The 15,031-nt window shown below is 68.6% G+C and carries 16 protein-coding genes; 10 read left to right on the top strand and 6 right to left on the bottom strand.

Translation table 11 applies throughout. The annotated features are described in order from the left end of the window. Window positions 1–484: Lrp/AsnC family transcriptional regulator (locus R1101_RS0106225; protein ID WP_016932603.1), on the bottom strand; the 484-nt coding region annotated here is incomplete at its 3' end. Between the two features lie 166 nt (window positions 485–650). Between R1101_RS0106225 and pdhA the strand changes: the two genes are divergently transcribed. From pdhA to R1101_RS0106205, 4 genes are read left to right on the top strand one after another with little or no spacing between them, the layout of a single operon-like run. After that, window positions 651–1,751 carry a pyruvate dehydrogenase (acetyl-transferring) E1 component subunit alpha gene (gene pdhA / locus R1101_RS0106220; RefSeq protein WP_016932602.1) on the top strand — a complete coding sequence of 367 codons (1,101 nt, stop codon included), beginning with the start codon at window positions 651–653 and terminating at the stop codon, window positions 1,749–1,751. Continuing rightward, complete coding sequence (locus tag R1101_RS0106215) at window positions 1,748–2,731, top strand: alpha-ketoacid dehydrogenase subunit beta (protein WP_016932601.1); 984 nt, start codon at window positions 1,748–1,750, stop codon at window positions 2,729–2,731. The genes pdhA and R1101_RS0106215 overlap by 4 nt, the downstream gene beginning before the upstream one ends. Before the next feature lie 9 nt (window positions 2,732–2,740). Next, complete coding sequence (locus R1101_RS0106210) at window positions 2,741–4,081, top strand: dihydrolipoamide acetyltransferase family protein (protein WP_016932600.1); 1,341 nt, start codon at window positions 2,741–2,743, stop codon at window positions 4,079–4,081. 31 nt (window positions 4,082–4,112) lie between these two features. Continuing rightward, window positions 4,113–5,279: an MFS transporter gene (locus R1101_RS0106205; protein ID WP_016932599.1), complete on the top strand. Its 1,167-nt coding sequence runs from the start codon at window positions 4,113–4,115 to the stop codon at window positions 5,277–5,279. A 42-nt stretch (window positions 5,280–5,321) separates the two neighbouring features. Here R1101_RS0106205 and R1101_RS0106200 read toward each other — a convergent pair whose 3' ends face one another. Genes R1101_RS0106200 through R1101_RS0106190 form a run of 3 tightly spaced genes read right to left on the bottom strand, consistent with a single transcriptional unit; the run spans window position 5,322 to window position 8,203 of the window. Further along, window positions 5,322–6,746, bottom strand: a complete 1,425-nt coding sequence (locus R1101_RS0106200; RefSeq protein WP_016932598.1) for an NAD(P)(+) transhydrogenase (Re/Si-specific) subunit beta — start codon at window positions 6,744–6,746, stop codon at window positions 5,322–5,324. Next, complete coding sequence (locus tag R1101_RS0106195) at window positions 6,746–7,075, bottom strand: NAD(P) transhydrogenase subunit alpha (RefSeq protein WP_006552916.1); 330 nt, start codon at window positions 7,073–7,075, stop codon at window positions 6,746–6,748. The genes R1101_RS0106200 and R1101_RS0106195 overlap by 1 nt, the downstream gene beginning before the upstream one ends. After that, window positions 7,076–8,203 carry a Re/Si-specific NAD(P)(+) transhydrogenase subunit alpha gene (locus tag R1101_RS0106190; protein WP_016932597.1) on the bottom strand — a complete coding sequence of 376 codons (1,128 nt, stop codon included), beginning with the start codon at window positions 8,201–8,203 and terminating at the stop codon, window positions 7,076–7,078. Window positions 8,204–8,851: 648 nt separating this feature from the next. On the opposite strand from R1101_RS0106190, the gene R1101_RS0106185 reads away from it, so the two are divergent. From R1101_RS0106185 to R1101_RS0106165, 5 genes are read left to right on the top strand one after another with little or no spacing between them, the layout of a single operon-like run. Further along, complete coding sequence (locus tag R1101_RS0106185; protein WP_016932596.1) at window positions 8,852–9,616, top strand: SIR2 family NAD-dependent protein deacylase; 765 nt, start codon at window positions 8,852–8,854, stop codon at window positions 9,614–9,616. A 9-nt stretch (window positions 9,617–9,625) separates the two neighbouring features. After that, window positions 9,626–10,066, top strand: a complete 441-nt coding sequence (locus R1101_RS0106180; protein ID WP_026002944.1) for an HIT family protein — start codon at window positions 9,626–9,628, stop codon at window positions 10,064–10,066. Beyond that, window positions 10,063–10,917: a maleylpyruvate isomerase family mycothiol-dependent enzyme gene (locus R1101_RS0106175; protein WP_016932594.1), complete on the top strand. Its 855-nt coding sequence runs from the start codon at window positions 10,063–10,065 to the stop codon at window positions 10,915–10,917. Before R1101_RS0106180 ends, R1101_RS0106175 begins: the two co-directional genes overlap by 4 nt. 4 nt (window positions 10,918–10,921) lie before the next feature. Then, window positions 10,922–11,575, top strand: coding sequence for a Type 1 glutamine amidotransferase-like domain-containing protein (locus R1101_RS0106170; protein WP_016932593.1), 654 nt, complete (start codon window positions 10,922–10,924; stop codon window positions 11,573–11,575). Further along, complete coding sequence (locus tag R1101_RS0106165; RefSeq protein ID WP_016932592.1) at window positions 11,572–11,862, top strand: GNAT family N-acetyltransferase; 291 nt, start codon at window positions 11,572–11,574, stop codon at window positions 11,860–11,862. Before R1101_RS0106170 ends, R1101_RS0106165 begins: the two co-directional genes overlap by 4 nt. A gap of 25 nt (window positions 11,863–11,887) precedes the next feature. On the opposite strand, the gene R1101_RS0106160 is transcribed toward R1101_RS0106165, so the two are convergent. Together R1101_RS0106160 and R1101_RS0106155 are read right to left on the bottom strand one after the other, a co-directional pair. Continuing rightward, entirely contained in the window at window positions 11,888–13,426 is a 1,539-nt protein-coding gene (locus R1101_RS0106160) for a carboxylesterase/lipase family protein (protein WP_016932591.1), read from the bottom strand. 89 nt (window positions 13,427–13,515) lie between these two features. Next, a complete protein-coding gene (locus tag R1101_RS0106155) occupies window positions 13,516–14,031 on the bottom strand; it encodes a hypothetical protein (RefSeq protein WP_232284687.1) in 516 nt (171 codons plus the stop codon). Between the two features lie 138 nt (window positions 14,032–14,169). Here R1101_RS0106155 and R1101_RS25970 point away from each other — a divergent pair. Then, window positions 14,170–15,031: alpha/beta hydrolase fold domain-containing protein (locus tag R1101_RS25970; protein WP_442969878.1), on the top strand; the 862-nt coding region annotated here is incomplete at its 3' end.

Below are 15,031 nucleotides of genomic sequence, written 5' to 3'. Positions count from 1 at the left end.
CCGTCTCGCCTCCGCTGCGTCCGGCGGCCCGGGCCAGCAGCGGAGCCGTGCGCTGCGGGACGAGTTCCTGCATGACCAGCGACATGTCCGTGCGCTCGACGCCGCGGATCCTCAGGATCCGGCCGGCCAGCCGATACAGGTCGTCGGCGTCGCGGGCGACCACCTTGACCGACAGGTCGATCTGCCCGGTCAAACCGTAGACCTCGGTGACCTCGGGGATCTGGGCGAGCTCGTCGACGACCTCGTCGAGACGGTGCTGGTCGACGCGGGTGGCCACGTAGGCGGCGAGCGGATAGCCCAGGCTCACGGGATCGACCCGCCGCTCGAACGATGCGAGCACACCGTCGGCTTCCCACCGGGCCAGGCGCGCCTGGACGGTGTTGCGCGACAGCCCGAGACGCTGCGCCAACTCCACGCCCGTAGCCCGGGGTGTGCGTGCGAGTTCGAGCAGCAGACGCGCGTCGGTCGCATCCAGCCTGGTCATTCTTCGCAGTCTGCCAGCATCGGGCACTCGAAAACCGTGCTTTCTGCACGGTTCGGGCCGAATCGATTGCGCATACGCGACGCACCCGGATGATGTGAGGTACGGCACACATCATCCGTTCGTGCCTCATGAGGGCACGCCGGATCCGCACCGACGAGGTGATCCGATGGATGTACCGACCGCCTATCCGGTCCAGTTGATCCAGCCCGACGGGCGACGCGTCCTCGACACCGAGTACGGCCCACTCGTCGCCGACATCGGCCCCGACGAACTGCGCGGGCTCTATCGCGACATGGTCGTCGCACGACGCCTCGACTCGGAGGCGACGGCCCTGCAACGACAGGGTGAGCTCGGCCTCTGGGCACCGCTCCAGGGCCAGGAAGCCGCCCAGGTCGGCTCCGCCCGGGCCCTCGCGCCCGACGATTACGTCTTCACCAGCTACCGCGAGCACGCCGTCGCGTGGTGTCGCGGCGTCGATCCCGCCGACATGACCCGCCTGTGGCGCGGGTGCGGATTGTCGGGTTGGGATCCGCACTCGGTGGCCACCACCAACCCGGCCATCGTCGTCGGCGCCCAGGGCCTGCACGCCACCGGGTACGCGATGGGCGCGAAACTCGACGGAACCGAGATCGCCACCGTCGTGTACTTCGGCGACGGCGCCACGAGCCAGGGCGATCTCTCGGAGGCCCTCGTGTTCTCCGTCAGCTGGGGTGTGGGCGTGGTGTTCATCTGCCAGAACAACCATTGGGCGATCAGCGTGCCCACCCGAGTGCAGAGTCCTGTGCCCCTGGCCCGGCGCGCCGCCGGATTCGGGATGCCGGCCGTGCAGGTCGACGGTAACGACGTCCTTGCAGTCCTCGCGGTGACCCGTCGCGCCGTCCGCCATGCCCGCGACGGAGCCGGACCGTTCTTCGTCGAAGCCCTCACCTACCGCATGGGTCCCCACACGACCTCCGACGACCCCACCCGCTACCGCGCGCCCGCCGATCTCGAGGAATGGAAGGCGCGCGACCCCATCGATCGGTTGCGCCGGCTGCTCGAACGCGAAGAGCTCGTCGACGAGACCTTCTTCGACGAGGTCCGGACGGTCGCCGACGAGACCGCTGTGCGGCTGCGGCGCGGAACACTCGGGATGCCCGACCCCGAACCCACCGCACTGTTCGACCACGTCTACGCGACCGAGCATCCGCTCATCGAGCAGGAACGTGCCGACCACGCCCGGTATCTGGCGAGTTTCGGTACCACGGACGAGGAGGCGCGACGATGACCACCACGACGATGACACTCGGCGGTGCCCTCAACGCCGGACTCCGCCGCGCGCTCGAACACGATCCCAAGGTCGTCGTCATGGGCGAGGACATCGGCACCCTCGGTGGCGTCTTCCGCATCACCGACACCTTGCAGAAGGATTTCGGTGAGGGACGCGTGATCGACACGCCCCTCGCCGAATCCGGGATCGTGGGAACGGCCTTCGGGATGGCGCTGCGCGGCTACCGGCCGGTGTGCGAGATCCAGTTCGACGGTTTCGTCTACCCCGCCTTCGACCAGATCGTCTCGCAGGTCGCGAAGATCCACTACCGCACGGCGGGCACCGTGACGGCGCCGCTGACCGTCCGCATCCCCTACGGCGGCGGTATCGGTGCGGTCGAACACCATTCGGAGTCACCGGAGGTGTACTTCACCCACACCGCGGGTCTGCGTGTCGTGAGTCCGAGCACTCCGTCCGATGCGTACTGGATGATCCAGCAGGCCGTCGCCCTCGACGACCCGGTGATCTTCCTCGAGCCCAAACACCGTTACTGGGAACGCGGAGAGGTGGATACGAACACCGCACCCGACCTCGCCCTCACCTCCGCGCGGGTCGCCCGGCCCGGCACCGAAGCGACGATCGTGACCTTCGGTGCGTTGGTCGCCACCGCGCTCCGTGCGGCGGAGATCGCGGAGGCGGAGGGACATTCGCTCGAGGTCGTCGATCTGAGGTCGCTGTCCCCCATCGACTTCGACACGATCGAGGCCTCGGTACGACGGACCGGTCGGCTCGTCGTCGTGCAGGAAGCGCCGGTCTTCTGCGGTATCGGCGCGGAGATCGCCGCCCGCACGAGCGAACGGTGCTTCTATCAACTCGAAGCGCCGGTGCTGCGGGTCGGCGGATTCGATATCCCCTATCCTCCCGCCAAACTCGAATCCCATCACCGTCCCGATCCGGATCGCATCCTCGACGCGGTCGACCGCGCACTCGCGGCGTGAGGTGCAGCGATGACGAATTCCACACGCGTAGTACAGGAATTCCGGCTCCCCGATCTGGGTGAGGGACTCACCGAAGCGGATTGGGTGCAGTGGGCGGTCGAGGTCGGCGACCGGATCGAACTCAACCAGACCATCGGGGAGGTCGAGACCGCCAAGGCCACGGTGGAACTGCCCTCTCCGTATGCGGGCATCGTCACCGAACTGCTGGTCGAACCGGGGCAGACGGTTCCGGTCGGGGCACCGTTGCTGCGGATCGCCACGGAGGACGGACCCGTCGAGGCATCCGGAGGCGGCAGCGCGTCCCGTCCGTCGGTGCTGGTGGGCTACGGACCCGGCGATGCCCCGCAGAGCAGGCGCGCGGCCCGCCGCGCATCGGCCGACACCGCTCGTGCCCGTGAGGTCGACCCACCGACCGCACGACCCGACGCGAAGCCCGGTGCACGCAAACTCGCAGCCCTTCTCGGGATCGACCTGGACACGGTGACGGGCACCGGACGGGGTGGCGTGATCACGCGTGACGACGTGAGACGCACCGCCGCTGACGGCGAGAGGCCCGCCGACGGTCACGGCGAGGGGCCGGCTGCCGGTCCCGGCGACGAACCCGCGGCGGCGTCTCCGCCTCCGCATACACCCGTGCCCTCCGTCGAGCGGACCACGCGAATACCTGTCGGAGGAGTCCGCAAGCGGACCGCCGAGGCCGTCTCACGCAGCGCCTTCACCGCGCCGCACGCCACGGTCTTCCTCACGTGCGACGCGACCGCCACCGTCGCTCTCGTATCCACACTGCGCGCGTCGCCGGCCTTCGAGGGTGTCCACCCGACCGCACTGAGCATCGTCTCGCGCGCACTGCTGTGCGCGATCGCCGACGAGCCGTCGCTCAATGCGCACTGGGACGACGAGGCGGGTGAGATCGTTCTCCACCACGACGTGCACCTCGGCATCGCCACCGCGACGTCCGACGGCCTGAAGGTCCCCGTCGTCCGTGAGGCCCAGCGACTGTCGTTACCGCGATTGTCGAGCTCGATCGCCGAGGTCGCCGACCGTGCGCGGACGGGCCGGGTAACGCCGGCCGAGCTGACCGGTTCGACGGTCTCGGTGACGAATGTGGGGGTGTTCGGGGTGGATGCGGGAACCCCGATCCTCAATCCCGGCGAGTCGGCGATCCTCGCCGTGGGAGCGATCTCCGACCGCCCGTGGGTGGTCGACGGCGCCCTCGCGATCCGGAAGGTCGTCACGTTGTCGCTGTCGTTCGACCATCGGCTCGTCGACGGGGAGCAGGCAGGACGGGCCCTCGCGACGATCGGTGCCGTCCTCGGCGATCCCGTGCCCGCACTGCTCGCCGGCATGTGAGCGCTGTGCGGCCTCGGTAGCGTGCATCCACGTGGTGGATACACGACGGACGGCGGACCGGCTCGCGCACGCCCGGGCCGCGGTGTTCACGATCTTCGGGCTCAACGGTTTCCTGCTCGCCCTGTGGGTCGTCCACATCCCGACGATCCGGGAGCGAGTGGGAGTCGATCATGCAGCGCTCGGATCGTTGCTGTTGCTGCTCGCCCTCGGGGCGCTCGGCGGCATGCACGTGACGGGCAGACTCGCGGACCTCCTCGGCAGCCACCGCACCACCGTCGTCTTCGCCGCGGCCCTGGCACTGACGGTGGTGGGGCCGGGTCTGGCCACGGCGCCGTGGCAGCTCGGGCTCGCTCTCGCGCTGTTCGGTTTCGCGAACGGCGCCCTGGACGTGTCGATGAACTCCCAGGCGGTGGTGGTCGAACAGCGATACCGGCGACCGATCATGTCGGCTTTCCACGGGTTGTTCTCCGCAGGTGGGATCGCGGGGTCGCTGGTCGGTGCGGCCGTCCTGGCCGCCGATGTCCACCCTGCGATGACGCTCGCGGCGGCCGGGGTCGTGGCGGCTGCGGCGACGTGCTGGGCGGCACCGCGCCTCGTCCGGACGGAACCGCCCCGCTCGTCGTCACCGGTATCCCGGGGTGGCTACTCGCGCCGGGTGGTGCTGCTCGGAGGGGTGGCGTTCGCGCTGATGCTGTGCGAAGGGGTCGCGAACGACTGGAGTGCGCTGCAGGTGCAGGAACGTCTCGGCAGTCCGGAGTCGGTGGCCGCGCTCGCGTTCGGCGCGTTCTCGGCGACCATGACGATCGGGCGCTTCGTCGCCGACCGGGTCACCGCCCGATTCGGCAGTGCCGCCGTCATCCGGTACGGAACGCTGGTGGCCGCGGCCGGGATGGGTACGGTGGCACTGTCGCCGTGGCTGGTCCTCACTCTCGCCGGGTGGGCGTTGTTCGGCCTCGGCTTGTCCGGCGCCGTACCACAGCTGTTCACCGCCGCGGGCAACCTCGGCACCGGATCCCCCGGGGCGAACATGTCTCGCGTCGTCGGGCTGGGCTATCTGGGTTTCCTGGCGGGCCCGGCGTGCATCGGCTGGATCTCCGAGGCCACCTCGCTCACGACGGCGATGGCGGTCCCGCTCGCGTGTGTGCTCCTCGCTGCGCTTCTCGCCCCCACGCTGACGCCGACGGCGCCCACGCGGTGATCCGCGTGGGCGCCGTGACGGGGAACGACAGGTCCCAAGGGCCTACAGGGCCTTCAGTTCCTCGGTGACCTCCGAGACCATCTTCTTCGCGTCACCGAACAGCATCGACGTGTTGTCGGCGGTGAACAGCGGGTTGTCGATACCGGCATAGCCGGAGCTCATCGAGCGCTTGAGCACGATGACCGACTTCGACTGGTCGACGTTGAGGATCGGCATGCCGTAGATCGGGCTCGTCGAGTCGAGGCGGGCCGCCGGGTTGGTGACGTCGTTGGCGCCGATGACGATGGTGACATCGGTGCGGCCGAACTCGCCGTTGATGTCGTCCATCTCCTTCATCGCGTCGTATTCGACGTCGGCTTCGGCGAGCAGGACGTTCATATGGCCGGGCATACGACCGGCGACCGGGTGGATCGCGTACTTGACCTCGACGCCGCGATCCTCGAGCAGTGCCGCCATCTCCTTGACGGCGTGCTGGGCCTGCGCGACGGCCAGGCCGTAGCCGGGCACGACGATGACCTGGTTGGCGTACGCCATCTGGATGGCGGCGTCCGAAGCGGAGGTGGCCTTGACCGTGCCACCGGAGGCCGAGGCCACGCCGCCGGCCGCTTCGCTGCCACCGAAGGCGCCGAAGACGATCGCGGGGATCGACCGGTTCATGGCCTTGGCCATGAGGTTGGTCAGGATCGTGCCGGAGGCACCGACGATCATGCCCGCGACGATCATGGCCTGGTTGTTCAGCGCGAGACCTGCGGCGGCGGCCGACAGACCGGTCAGGGCGTTGAGCAGCGAGATGACGACGGGCATGTCGGCACCGCCGATCGGGAACACCACGAACAGACCCATCAGGCCGGCCACGACGAGCAGCGCGAGGATCCACCACGAGGCCAGCGGCTCACCGTCGGCACTGATGCCGATGTAGACGGCGATCGCGATCGATGCGAGCACCAGCACGATATTGGCCAGCTGGAAGAGCTTCGCCGACGCGACCAGTTTGCGCTCGAGATTCTTGTTCAGCAGTTCCTGCAGCTTGGCGAAGGCGACGAGCGAACCCCAGAACGAGATCGAACCGATGATCGCGGCGAACAGCGAGCCGACGATCATGACCACGGTGGGCTGGTCGTCGAGTGTGGTGAAGCTGGTGGACTCGAGGTATTCGGCCCACGCGATGAGCGCGACGGTGCCACCACCGACGCCGTTGAACAGCGCGACCAGCTGCGGCATGGCCGTCATCTTGGTCTTCAGGGCCGGTGGGACGCCGAGGATGATGCCGACGGCCAGACCGCCGACGATCAGACCCCAGTTCTCCGTGTCGCGGATGTCGATGAGCACGGCGACGACGGCCAGAGCCATACCGGCCGCAGCGATGTAGTTGCCGCGCACGGCGGTCTTCGGGCCGGTCAGACCCGACAGACCGTAGATGAACATCGCGAAGGCGATGATGTACAGGACCGAGACGAGGTAGCTCATCAGGCGTCAGCCCCCTTCTTCTGAGCAGCCGGGGAGTCCTTGCGCTGCTTGAACATCCCGAGCATGCGGTCGGTGACGACGAAGCCACCGACGACGTTCAGGGTGCCGAAGACCAGAGCGACGAACAGGATGATCTTGATGCCCCAGTGGGCATCGCCGGGGAGGTGACCGAGCACGACGAGCGCGCCGAGCACGACGATGCCGTGGATGGCGTTGGTGCCCGACATCAGCGGCGTGTGCAGCGTGTTCGGCACCTTGGAGATGACGGCGAAACCGACGAATCCGGCCAGGACCAGAATCGCGATGTTCGCGAGTAGTTCGTTGTACATCTAGGAGTTCTCCTTCGACCGCGTCACGCAGGCAGCCGCGAGGATCTCGTCCGAGAAATCCGGGGCCAGGGCACCGGACTCGTCGAGGAGCAGCTCGATCAGCGCGTACACGTTCTTCGAGTAGAGCTCGGAGGCATGCTCCGGCATCGTCGCGGGCAGGTTGAGCGGCGAGCAGATGGTGACGTCGTGCTTGACGACGGTCTGCCCCGGCTCGGTGAGTTCGCAGTTGCCACCGGTCTCGCCGGCGAGGTCGACGATCACCGAACCCGGCTTCATCCCCTCGACTGCGGCGGCGGTCACCAGGCGCGGCGCCGGGCGACCCGGCACGAGCGCGGTGGTGATGACGACGTCGAAGCCCTTGATGGCGTCTTCGAGCGCCTGCTGCTGCTGGGCCCGCTCGGCCTCGGTGAGCTCGCGTGCATAGCCGCCCTCACCGGCCGCGTCGATGCCGAGGTCGAGCCACTGAGCACCGACCGAGCGCACCTGGTCGGCGACCTCGGGACGCACGTCGTACCCGGTGGTGCGGCCACCGAGACGCTTCGCCGTGGCCAGCGCCTGCAGACCCGCGACGCCCACGCCGAGCACCAGCACGGTCGCCGGCTTCACGGTGCCGGCGGCGGTGGTGAGCATCGGGAAGAAGCGGGTGGATTCGCTCGCCGCGACCAGCACGGCCTTGTAACCGGCGACGTTCGCCTGCGACGACAGGGCATCCATGACCTGTGCGCGGGAGATGCGCGGAATGGCCTCGACGGCGTACGCCTCGACTCCGGCCTGCGTGAGGGCGCCGATCTGATTGTCGGCGTTGCGCGGGGCGAGGAAGCCGATCAGGCGCTGACCGGAGGTCAGGCGGGCGATCTCGGCGTCGCTCGGCGGGGCGACCTTGACGACGATGTCGGCGGACCAGGCGTCACCGACGGTCGCGCCGGTCTCCTTGTACGCCCCGTCCGGAATCAGCGCGCCCTGACCGGCACCGGATTCGACGATGACGTCGAGTCCCTTACCGATCAGCGAGGGCACGATCTTCGGTACGAGCGCGACCCGCCGTTCCCCGTCGTTCGTCTCACGGACCACGCCGACGGTCGGACGGCGGTGCGCTCCGCTCCCCGTGTTCGATCCTTCGGTACTCAATTCTTGACTCCTGCGTCGATGAAAGTGCGCGTCGTGCCGCGGTCGGCGGCGAAAGATGCGTTATCGAAGGCCATGTGACGGCCTGTCATGCACTGAAAGGCTTAAGCAGACCTACCGTGCCCTCCTGTGAGCCCGCAACCTGGTCGGATCATCTGAATCGAGTCCGAACAGCAAGATGACGAAAGTTTGTGAGGCAGCTCACCTCACAAATGCCATTTTCCTCCGGTGAGCAAGACCGTGGAGGACTATCGGGGTCGAGCCCCGGAACAATTCCGGGAACGTCCTTCGGAGCGAAAGGGCACCGATGGCAAAAAGATTCGCTACGCGCATACCGAACGGAGCGGTGTACCGATTCAGAATGCTTCGGAATCGATTCAGAACTCCGGTCGCCGGACCCCTGCTTTGCGCTCGTGCGACAGAAAGCGTAGAAGGCCGCGGATGAGCCCCGGCCCTGGAAAGAAACCCGCGAACGGGACCGCCGACGACCGCACCACCGACGACACGGGCGGCGACCCGGTCTGCTGGCTCCACCTCCTGTGCCCCGACTGTGGAGCGATGCTCACTGCCACCGACGAGCCGTGCCCGCGGTGCGGCAGAGAGCACCCCGAGCCCGGTCCCCTCTCCCCCTGAGCCTTTAGCCTGAGCCCCATGAACGTCCCGGACCCCGTCCTCGACCTCGCCCGCTCGGCCCGCCGCGTCGCCGTCCTGACCGGTGCCGGGATGTCCGCCGAGAGTGGCGTGCCCACCTTCCGCGATGCGCAGACCGGACTGTGGGAGAAATTCGACGCGACCGCCCTCGCCACACCGGACGCCTGGGCGGACGATCCCGCGACGGTCTGGGCCTGGTACCAGTGGCGGGTCGCGCTCGTCCGGGGCGTGCAACCCAACGCCGGACACCACGCCCTCGCCGACTGGGCACACTCCGTCCGCCTGCGGATCGTGACGCAGAACGTCGACGACCTCCATGAACGGGCGGGAAGCCGTGACGTCACCCATCTGCACGGGAGCCTGTTCGCCCCACGGTGCAGCCGGTGCGAGCGGGCCGTCGATCTTCCCGATCCGCCGGAGGCGCCCGTCGCCCGTCTCGATCCGCCTGCGTGCCCCGCGTGTGGAGGTCCCGGGCGGCCCGGCGTCGTGTGGTTCGGTGAGATGCTGCCGCAGGAACCGTGGGAGACCGCGACCGAGTCCCTGCGAGACGCGGATCTGCTCCTGGTGGTCGGCACGTCGGGAGTCGTCCATCCGGCCGCCGGCCTGCCGTCGCTCGCGCGCAGCCACGGCGTGCCGGTGGTGGAGATCGATCCGCGCGAGACCGGCCTCAGCGATCAGGTCGACCACACCTGGCGAACGACGGCAGCCGTGGGACTCCCGGCCCTCGTCGACGCGCTGAAGATCCGGACCCGCACACCGCGTTAAGGTGAGCCGGTGAGTTCTTGTGTGTTCTGCGCCATAGCCGACGGCAGCGGCCCGGCAACACGGGTGTACGAGGACGACGAGGTCGTGGCCTTCCTCGACATCCGACCGATCGCGCGCGGACACGTCCTCGTGATCCCGCGCGTGCACGCGGCGCGGCTCGAGGATCTCGATCCGGCGTCGGGTGCGGCCGTCTTCCGTGCCGGACAGCGGATCGCCCGGGCGATGGCCCGTTCCGAACTTGCCACCGACGGAACCAATCTCGTCCTGAACGACGGACGAGCAGCCTTCCAGACCGTCTTCCACACGCATCTGCACGTGCTGCCCCGCTGGGACGGCGACCGTGTCCGGATGGGTATCGGTCTGGTTCGCCGTCGACTCCACGATCCGGAGACCACCGCGGCACTCGTCCGCGCCGGCCTCGAACGCCTGACCGCCGAGGAGCATCAGTGACATCGCAGCCCGACACCTCCCCCGACAGCTCCGCTGCCGAGTTCCCGATCGACACGATCCGGCCGCTGCTGCTCGAGCAGTTCGCCGCGCTCGACGACCTTCTCTCGGGAGCGACCGAGGACGCGTGGAACACCGCCACCTGCCTGCCGGGATGGACCGTCAAGGACATCACCGCGCATCTCATCGGCACCGAGTCGATGCTCGCGGGCATTGACGCTCCGCGCATCGAACGCGACGTGCGGTCGCTTTCCCACGTGCGCAACGACATCGCGGCCTTCAACGAGTTGTGGGTGGAGTCGTTGCGTCCCGTCCCCGGCGCGGACGTGCTCGAGCGTTACCGGCAGATCGTCGCCCGTCGCACGGACCAGCTCGGCGCGATGACGCAGGAGGACTTCGGGAAGCAGTCGAACACCCCGGTCGGACCGGCACCCTACGGGCGCTTCATGCGGATCCGCGTGTTCGATTGCTGGCTGCACGAACTCGACATCTGCGACGCGCTCGGCAGGACGGGCACGGAGGGCGGTCCGCGCGCCGAACTCGGGTCGGCGGAGGTCTTCGGCGCGGTTCCGTTCATCGTGGGCAAGCGCGGCAAGGCTCCGGAGGGAGCGCGGATCACGATCGAGCTCTCCGGTCCCCTCGCGCGCACCGTCCATATCGAGGTGCACGGCCGGGCCGCCGAGGTACCGGCCCTCTCGGCCCCGGCCACGACGACGATCACGATGGACTCGGGACTGTTCGTGCGCCTCGCCGGCGGACGCGTGCGGGCGCAGGACCGGATCGACGAGATCCGCCTCGGCGGCGACGTCGAGACCGGACGCCGCATCGTCGACAACCTCGCGTTCACGATCTGACGTCGTGCGACTGTTCCTGTCCTCCTACCGGTTCGGTAGCGATCCCGCGCCCTTCGTCCGGCTGGTGGGCGAACCCGGACGCATCGCGGTCGTCGCGAACGCCGCCGACGCGTGGCCGTCCACGGCCCGGGCGGCGGCGGTCACGAGCGAGATGGGGCCGTTGCGCTCGCTCGGTTTCACGCCGGAGGAGGTGGATCTGCGCGATCACCTCGACGACCCCGGCTCGTTGCGGCAGCGACTGTCGGGCTTCACGTCCGTGTGGGTGCGCGGCGGCAACACCTTCGTACTGCGAGCGCAGTTGGCCCGCAGTGGCGGCGACGCCGTGCTAACGGATCTGGTACGTAGCAACCGTCTCGTGTACGGGGGATACAGCGCCGGGGCCTGCGTCGCGACGCCGTCGCTGCGCGGCATCGAGTTCTCCGACGATCCCGGTGAGGTCGCCTCGACGTGCGGCATTCCGGTGATATGGGACGGTCTCGGCTGGGTCGGCCACGCGATCGTGCCGCACGCCGGAGAATCGGCTCTCGCCGACGCGGGAATCCGGCAGTGCCTGAGCTACCTGCGCGAGCACGGAGTCGAGCATGTGGCACTGACCGACGACGACGCGATCGTCGTCGGCACCCCTCCCGGACGGTCCCCGAGTACGGTGACATCATGACGCAGAACATCGACGGCACCGAACCCCGGATCGAGCACGACGCCGACAAGTCCCGGTTCGCGCTCTATCTCGGCGACGATCTCGCGGCGTACGCCGACTACACGCAGCACGGCGACCTGCGGGACTTCGACCACACTGTCACCGATCCGCAGTTCCGCGGCCGGGGTCTGGCCGGGATCGTGGTGAAGTACGCCCTCGACGAGACCGAGAAGCAGGGACTGAAGATCGGCACGTCCTGCTCGTACGTCGAGAAGTTCGTCTCCGAACATCCCGAATACCGCAACTGAGCCGGGTTCTCCCGAGCCGGGGTCCTCAGGTGAACGCCATCACCTCGGTGCCCCAGATCCGGCGCATCTCACCGTCCGGATCCGATTCCACCCTGTCCGGGGAGTCGATGAGCAGGGTCGAGCGTTCCTCCACCTCGTACTGCGGCCAGTGCTTCGAACCGTCCAGCGCCGCAGGCACGCCGTGATGCGCGAACGCCAGCCAGCGCCGCTGCACACGTCCGGAGACCTCGCCGGCAGCCTTGCGACCCCCGAGCCAGAAGCTCGGATCCCGGCCGAGCGTGCCGAAATTACCGAATACATACGGCAACTCGGTCGCGTGACCGGCACCGATCCGGGCGGCCTTCAGCATCGGGGTGGCGTGGTCGAAGCGGTACACCCAGGTCGGCGAATGCGCGCTGTGCGCTTCGGCGACCCAGAGCACCGGCATGCGGAAACCGGCGTCACGCGAGAGCGCCATCGCCCCGGCAGGCTTGGGCAGGTCGGGATACGCCGCGACGATCTCGGCGAGACGCTCGGGAAGCAGATCCGTCCGGTCGTCGGCCAGGGCGGCGAACATCGCCTGCACCGCCGTGTCGTCCACGGGCATCAACGGTGACTTCATGAAACGGAAGATCGACGGCTCGTCCTTGTTCGAGCCGATGATCAGCGGGATCCGATGCGACAGACCCTTCTGGAAGGCCGCGACCGGATATTTCGGCACGAGGTCGCGGTCGACGACCGGGGTCATGGCGAGTGTGCCCGGCACCTTCGTCGGAGTCTCGGCGACGAGTACCTCCGAGGCCTCGACCAGCCTGTCGGCCGGCATGGTGAGCAGTTCGGCGGCCCGGGACGGCGGCAGGGCGAGGATCTCGAGGAAACGCTCGGCGACCGTCGCGGCGCGTTCGCGGCCGTACACGGACGTCGCGGGCGGCGACTGGGCGATCGCGCGGTGGAACAGACCTTCGGCCCGCGGGACGGTCATGAGCGTGGTGATCGACCCGGCACCCGACGATTCGCCGAAGAGCGTCACGCAGTCCGGGTCGCCGCCGAAGTCGGCGATGCAGTCGCGTACCCATTCGAGGGCGGCGATCTGGTCGCGGAGGCCGACATTGGATTCGAACCCGGCTTCGGGGGTGGAGAACGACGACAGATCGAGGAAGCCGAGCGCACCGAGCCGGTAGTTGATGGTCACTACTACGACATCGCCGCTCTCGCACAGCATTCGGCTGTCGTAGATCTTCTGCCCCGAGTACCCGAGCACGTAGGCGCCACCGTGTATCCACACCATGACCGGACGTCGGTGCCCGTCCGGCGGTGGTGCCCAGATGTTGAGCGAGAGACAGTCCTCGCTCAACGTCATCTCGGGATCGATTCCGATCGGGCTCTGCCGGCTCTGCGGAGCGATGGGTCCGTACCGCGCGCCGTCGAGGACTCCGTCCCACGGCTCGGGCGGCAGAGGTGACCGGAACCGCCGAGGTCCGGTCGGAGCCGCGTACGGGACGCCCTTCCAGACGTAGACTTCTCCGTCGCGATATCCGCGGACCTCGCCGTACTTGCAGGCGACGGTGAGCGTGTCGTCCTCCACGGGGCCTCCCACCCGAGCCGGTGCCGCGGTGCAGCACAGATCTCGTCGTTCGTCGACCTACCCATGATGAGGGATGGCGAGGCCGTCCGTCAGCCGGCTGCGGAGAGCGGTTCGGGTGCCACACACTCGACGAGATCGATCACGAGGGCGTCGAGCACGTCGCGCAGGTCGCCGCGCGCCGTGTCGGCCAGCGCCGGGAAGACGGTCGCGAGCGCGATCGGCACGAGCGAGGCCTGCCCGAGCAGGATCCCCATGGCCGCATCGAGCTTCACGACCTCGCTGTTCAGTCGGGCGTAGGTGGTGGTGTCCGCGCCGTGGGTCACCGCGATCCGGCCGGGTTCACATGCCGCTGCATCCGCCACCATCCGGGGCAGATCTTCCGCTGTGATCTCGTCGGCACTCGTGCCTGCAATGTCGAATTTCCGCAACATCTCGCCTTCGCTCGTCCCCCAGAGCGGCGCCGGGCCGCGCGCCGCACGTCGAAACATACAGTCAGTGTGGCCCGAAAAGTATGGAATGTGCAGAAGGTCCGGAAAACTTTTTGCACTGCCGGTACCTGACAGAAGGTACATCGCCGAGAACCCGCCTTCGCCCGGAATCATCACCCTGAGATCAGGACCACAACGATTACTCGACAGACCCTCGCGACCTGGATGAACGGGCGTATCCTCGTAAATCCGGAGTACGTGCAGCCACCGACCGGGTCCGACCACGACTCCGCGCAGACCGAGGAGGTGCCGGTCGTGAGCGTCGCCCGCGCCGAGTTGCTCCCTCCGCCCGCGCACCGCGCCCCCACGCGCGAATTCGCGGGTGTGAGCACACAGTCCCGCGCCCTGTCCTTCTCCGTGCGCCGTACCGTACGGCCTTTCATCGAGGCGTGGTCCTACACCCCGGCCCTCCCCTGGCCGACGACCATGATCGACCGCCTGGCCTTCCCGCTCGTCCCGGTGCCCGGCACGCATCGCCGGCACGTCGATCTCCCGACGTGCCCGGCGGAACTGGTGTGGGCGCCGGGCGCCACGACCCCGGTCGGTCGAGGGGGCCTGCACGGCACCGCACTCCTGTACCTGCACGGCGGCGCGTTCCTGTGCTGCGGTCTCTCCACGCACCGCCATCTGGTCTCGCGCATCTCCGCCGCCACCGGAGCACCGGCCCTGGCGGTCGGTTATCGCATGCTGCCCCGCCATCCGATCCGCCGCGCGGTCGAGGACGGACTCGACGGGTTGCGCTGGCTGGTGGCGCACGGCTGCCCGGCCGAGCGTGTCGTGATCGCCGGGGACTCCGCCGGTGGTTTCCTCACCTTCGCCGTCGCCCACGAGGCCGTGCGCCTCGGCATCGGCCGTCCGGCCGGCACCGTCGCGCTCTCACCTCTCACCGATCTCGATCCGCGGGGCAAGCTCGACCATCCCAACTCCCACCGGTGCGCAGTCTTCCCGCGACGCGCGGTCGGCGTGCTGTCCACCCTCGTCGAGCGCGCCGAGCGGCTCGGCGGCGAAGGTGCCGAACCGGTCGCCTCCCCCGTCGACCTCGACCTGTCGGAGATGCCTCCGGCGCTCATCCAGACCGGATCCGAAGAGATGACCTATGTCGACGCCGAGCTGATGG

This window comes from Rhodococcus sp. R1101, from assembly GCF_000278445.1.
In the GTDB taxonomy this organism is placed as follows: Bacteria; Actinomycetota; Actinomycetes; order Mycobacteriales; family Mycobacteriaceae; genus Rhodococcus; species Rhodococcus gordoniae.
This window is presented reverse-complemented; position numbering and strand designations above follow the sequence as displayed.

Bases quoted from the DNA above. Each gene is read 5' to 3' on its own strand.
- pdhA (WP_016932602.1), top strand. From the start codon at position 651: ATGGATGTACCGACCGCCTATCCGGTCCAGTTGATCCAGCCCGACGGG.
- R1101_RS0106215 (WP_016932601.1), top strand. From the start codon at position 1,748: ATGACCACCACGACGATGACACTCGGCGGTGCCCTCAACGCCGGACTC.
- R1101_RS0106210 (WP_016932600.1), top strand. From the start codon at position 2,741: ATGACGAATTCCACACGCGTAGTACAGGAATTCCGGCTCCCCGATCTG.
- R1101_RS0106200 (WP_016932598.1), bottom strand. From the start codon at position 6,746: ATGAGCTACCTCGTCTCGGTCCTGTACATCATCGCCTTCGCGATGTTC.
- R1101_RS0106195 (WP_006552916.1), bottom strand. From the start codon at position 7,075: ATGTACAACGAACTACTCGCGAACATCGCGATTCTGGTCCTGGCCGGA.
- R1101_RS0106185 (WP_016932596.1), top strand. From the start codon at position 8,852: ATGAACGTCCCGGACCCCGTCCTCGACCTCGCCCGCTCGGCCCGCCGC.
- R1101_RS0106165 (WP_016932592.1), top strand. From the start codon at position 11,572: ATGACGCAGAACATCGACGGCACCGAACCCCGGATCGAGCACGACGCC.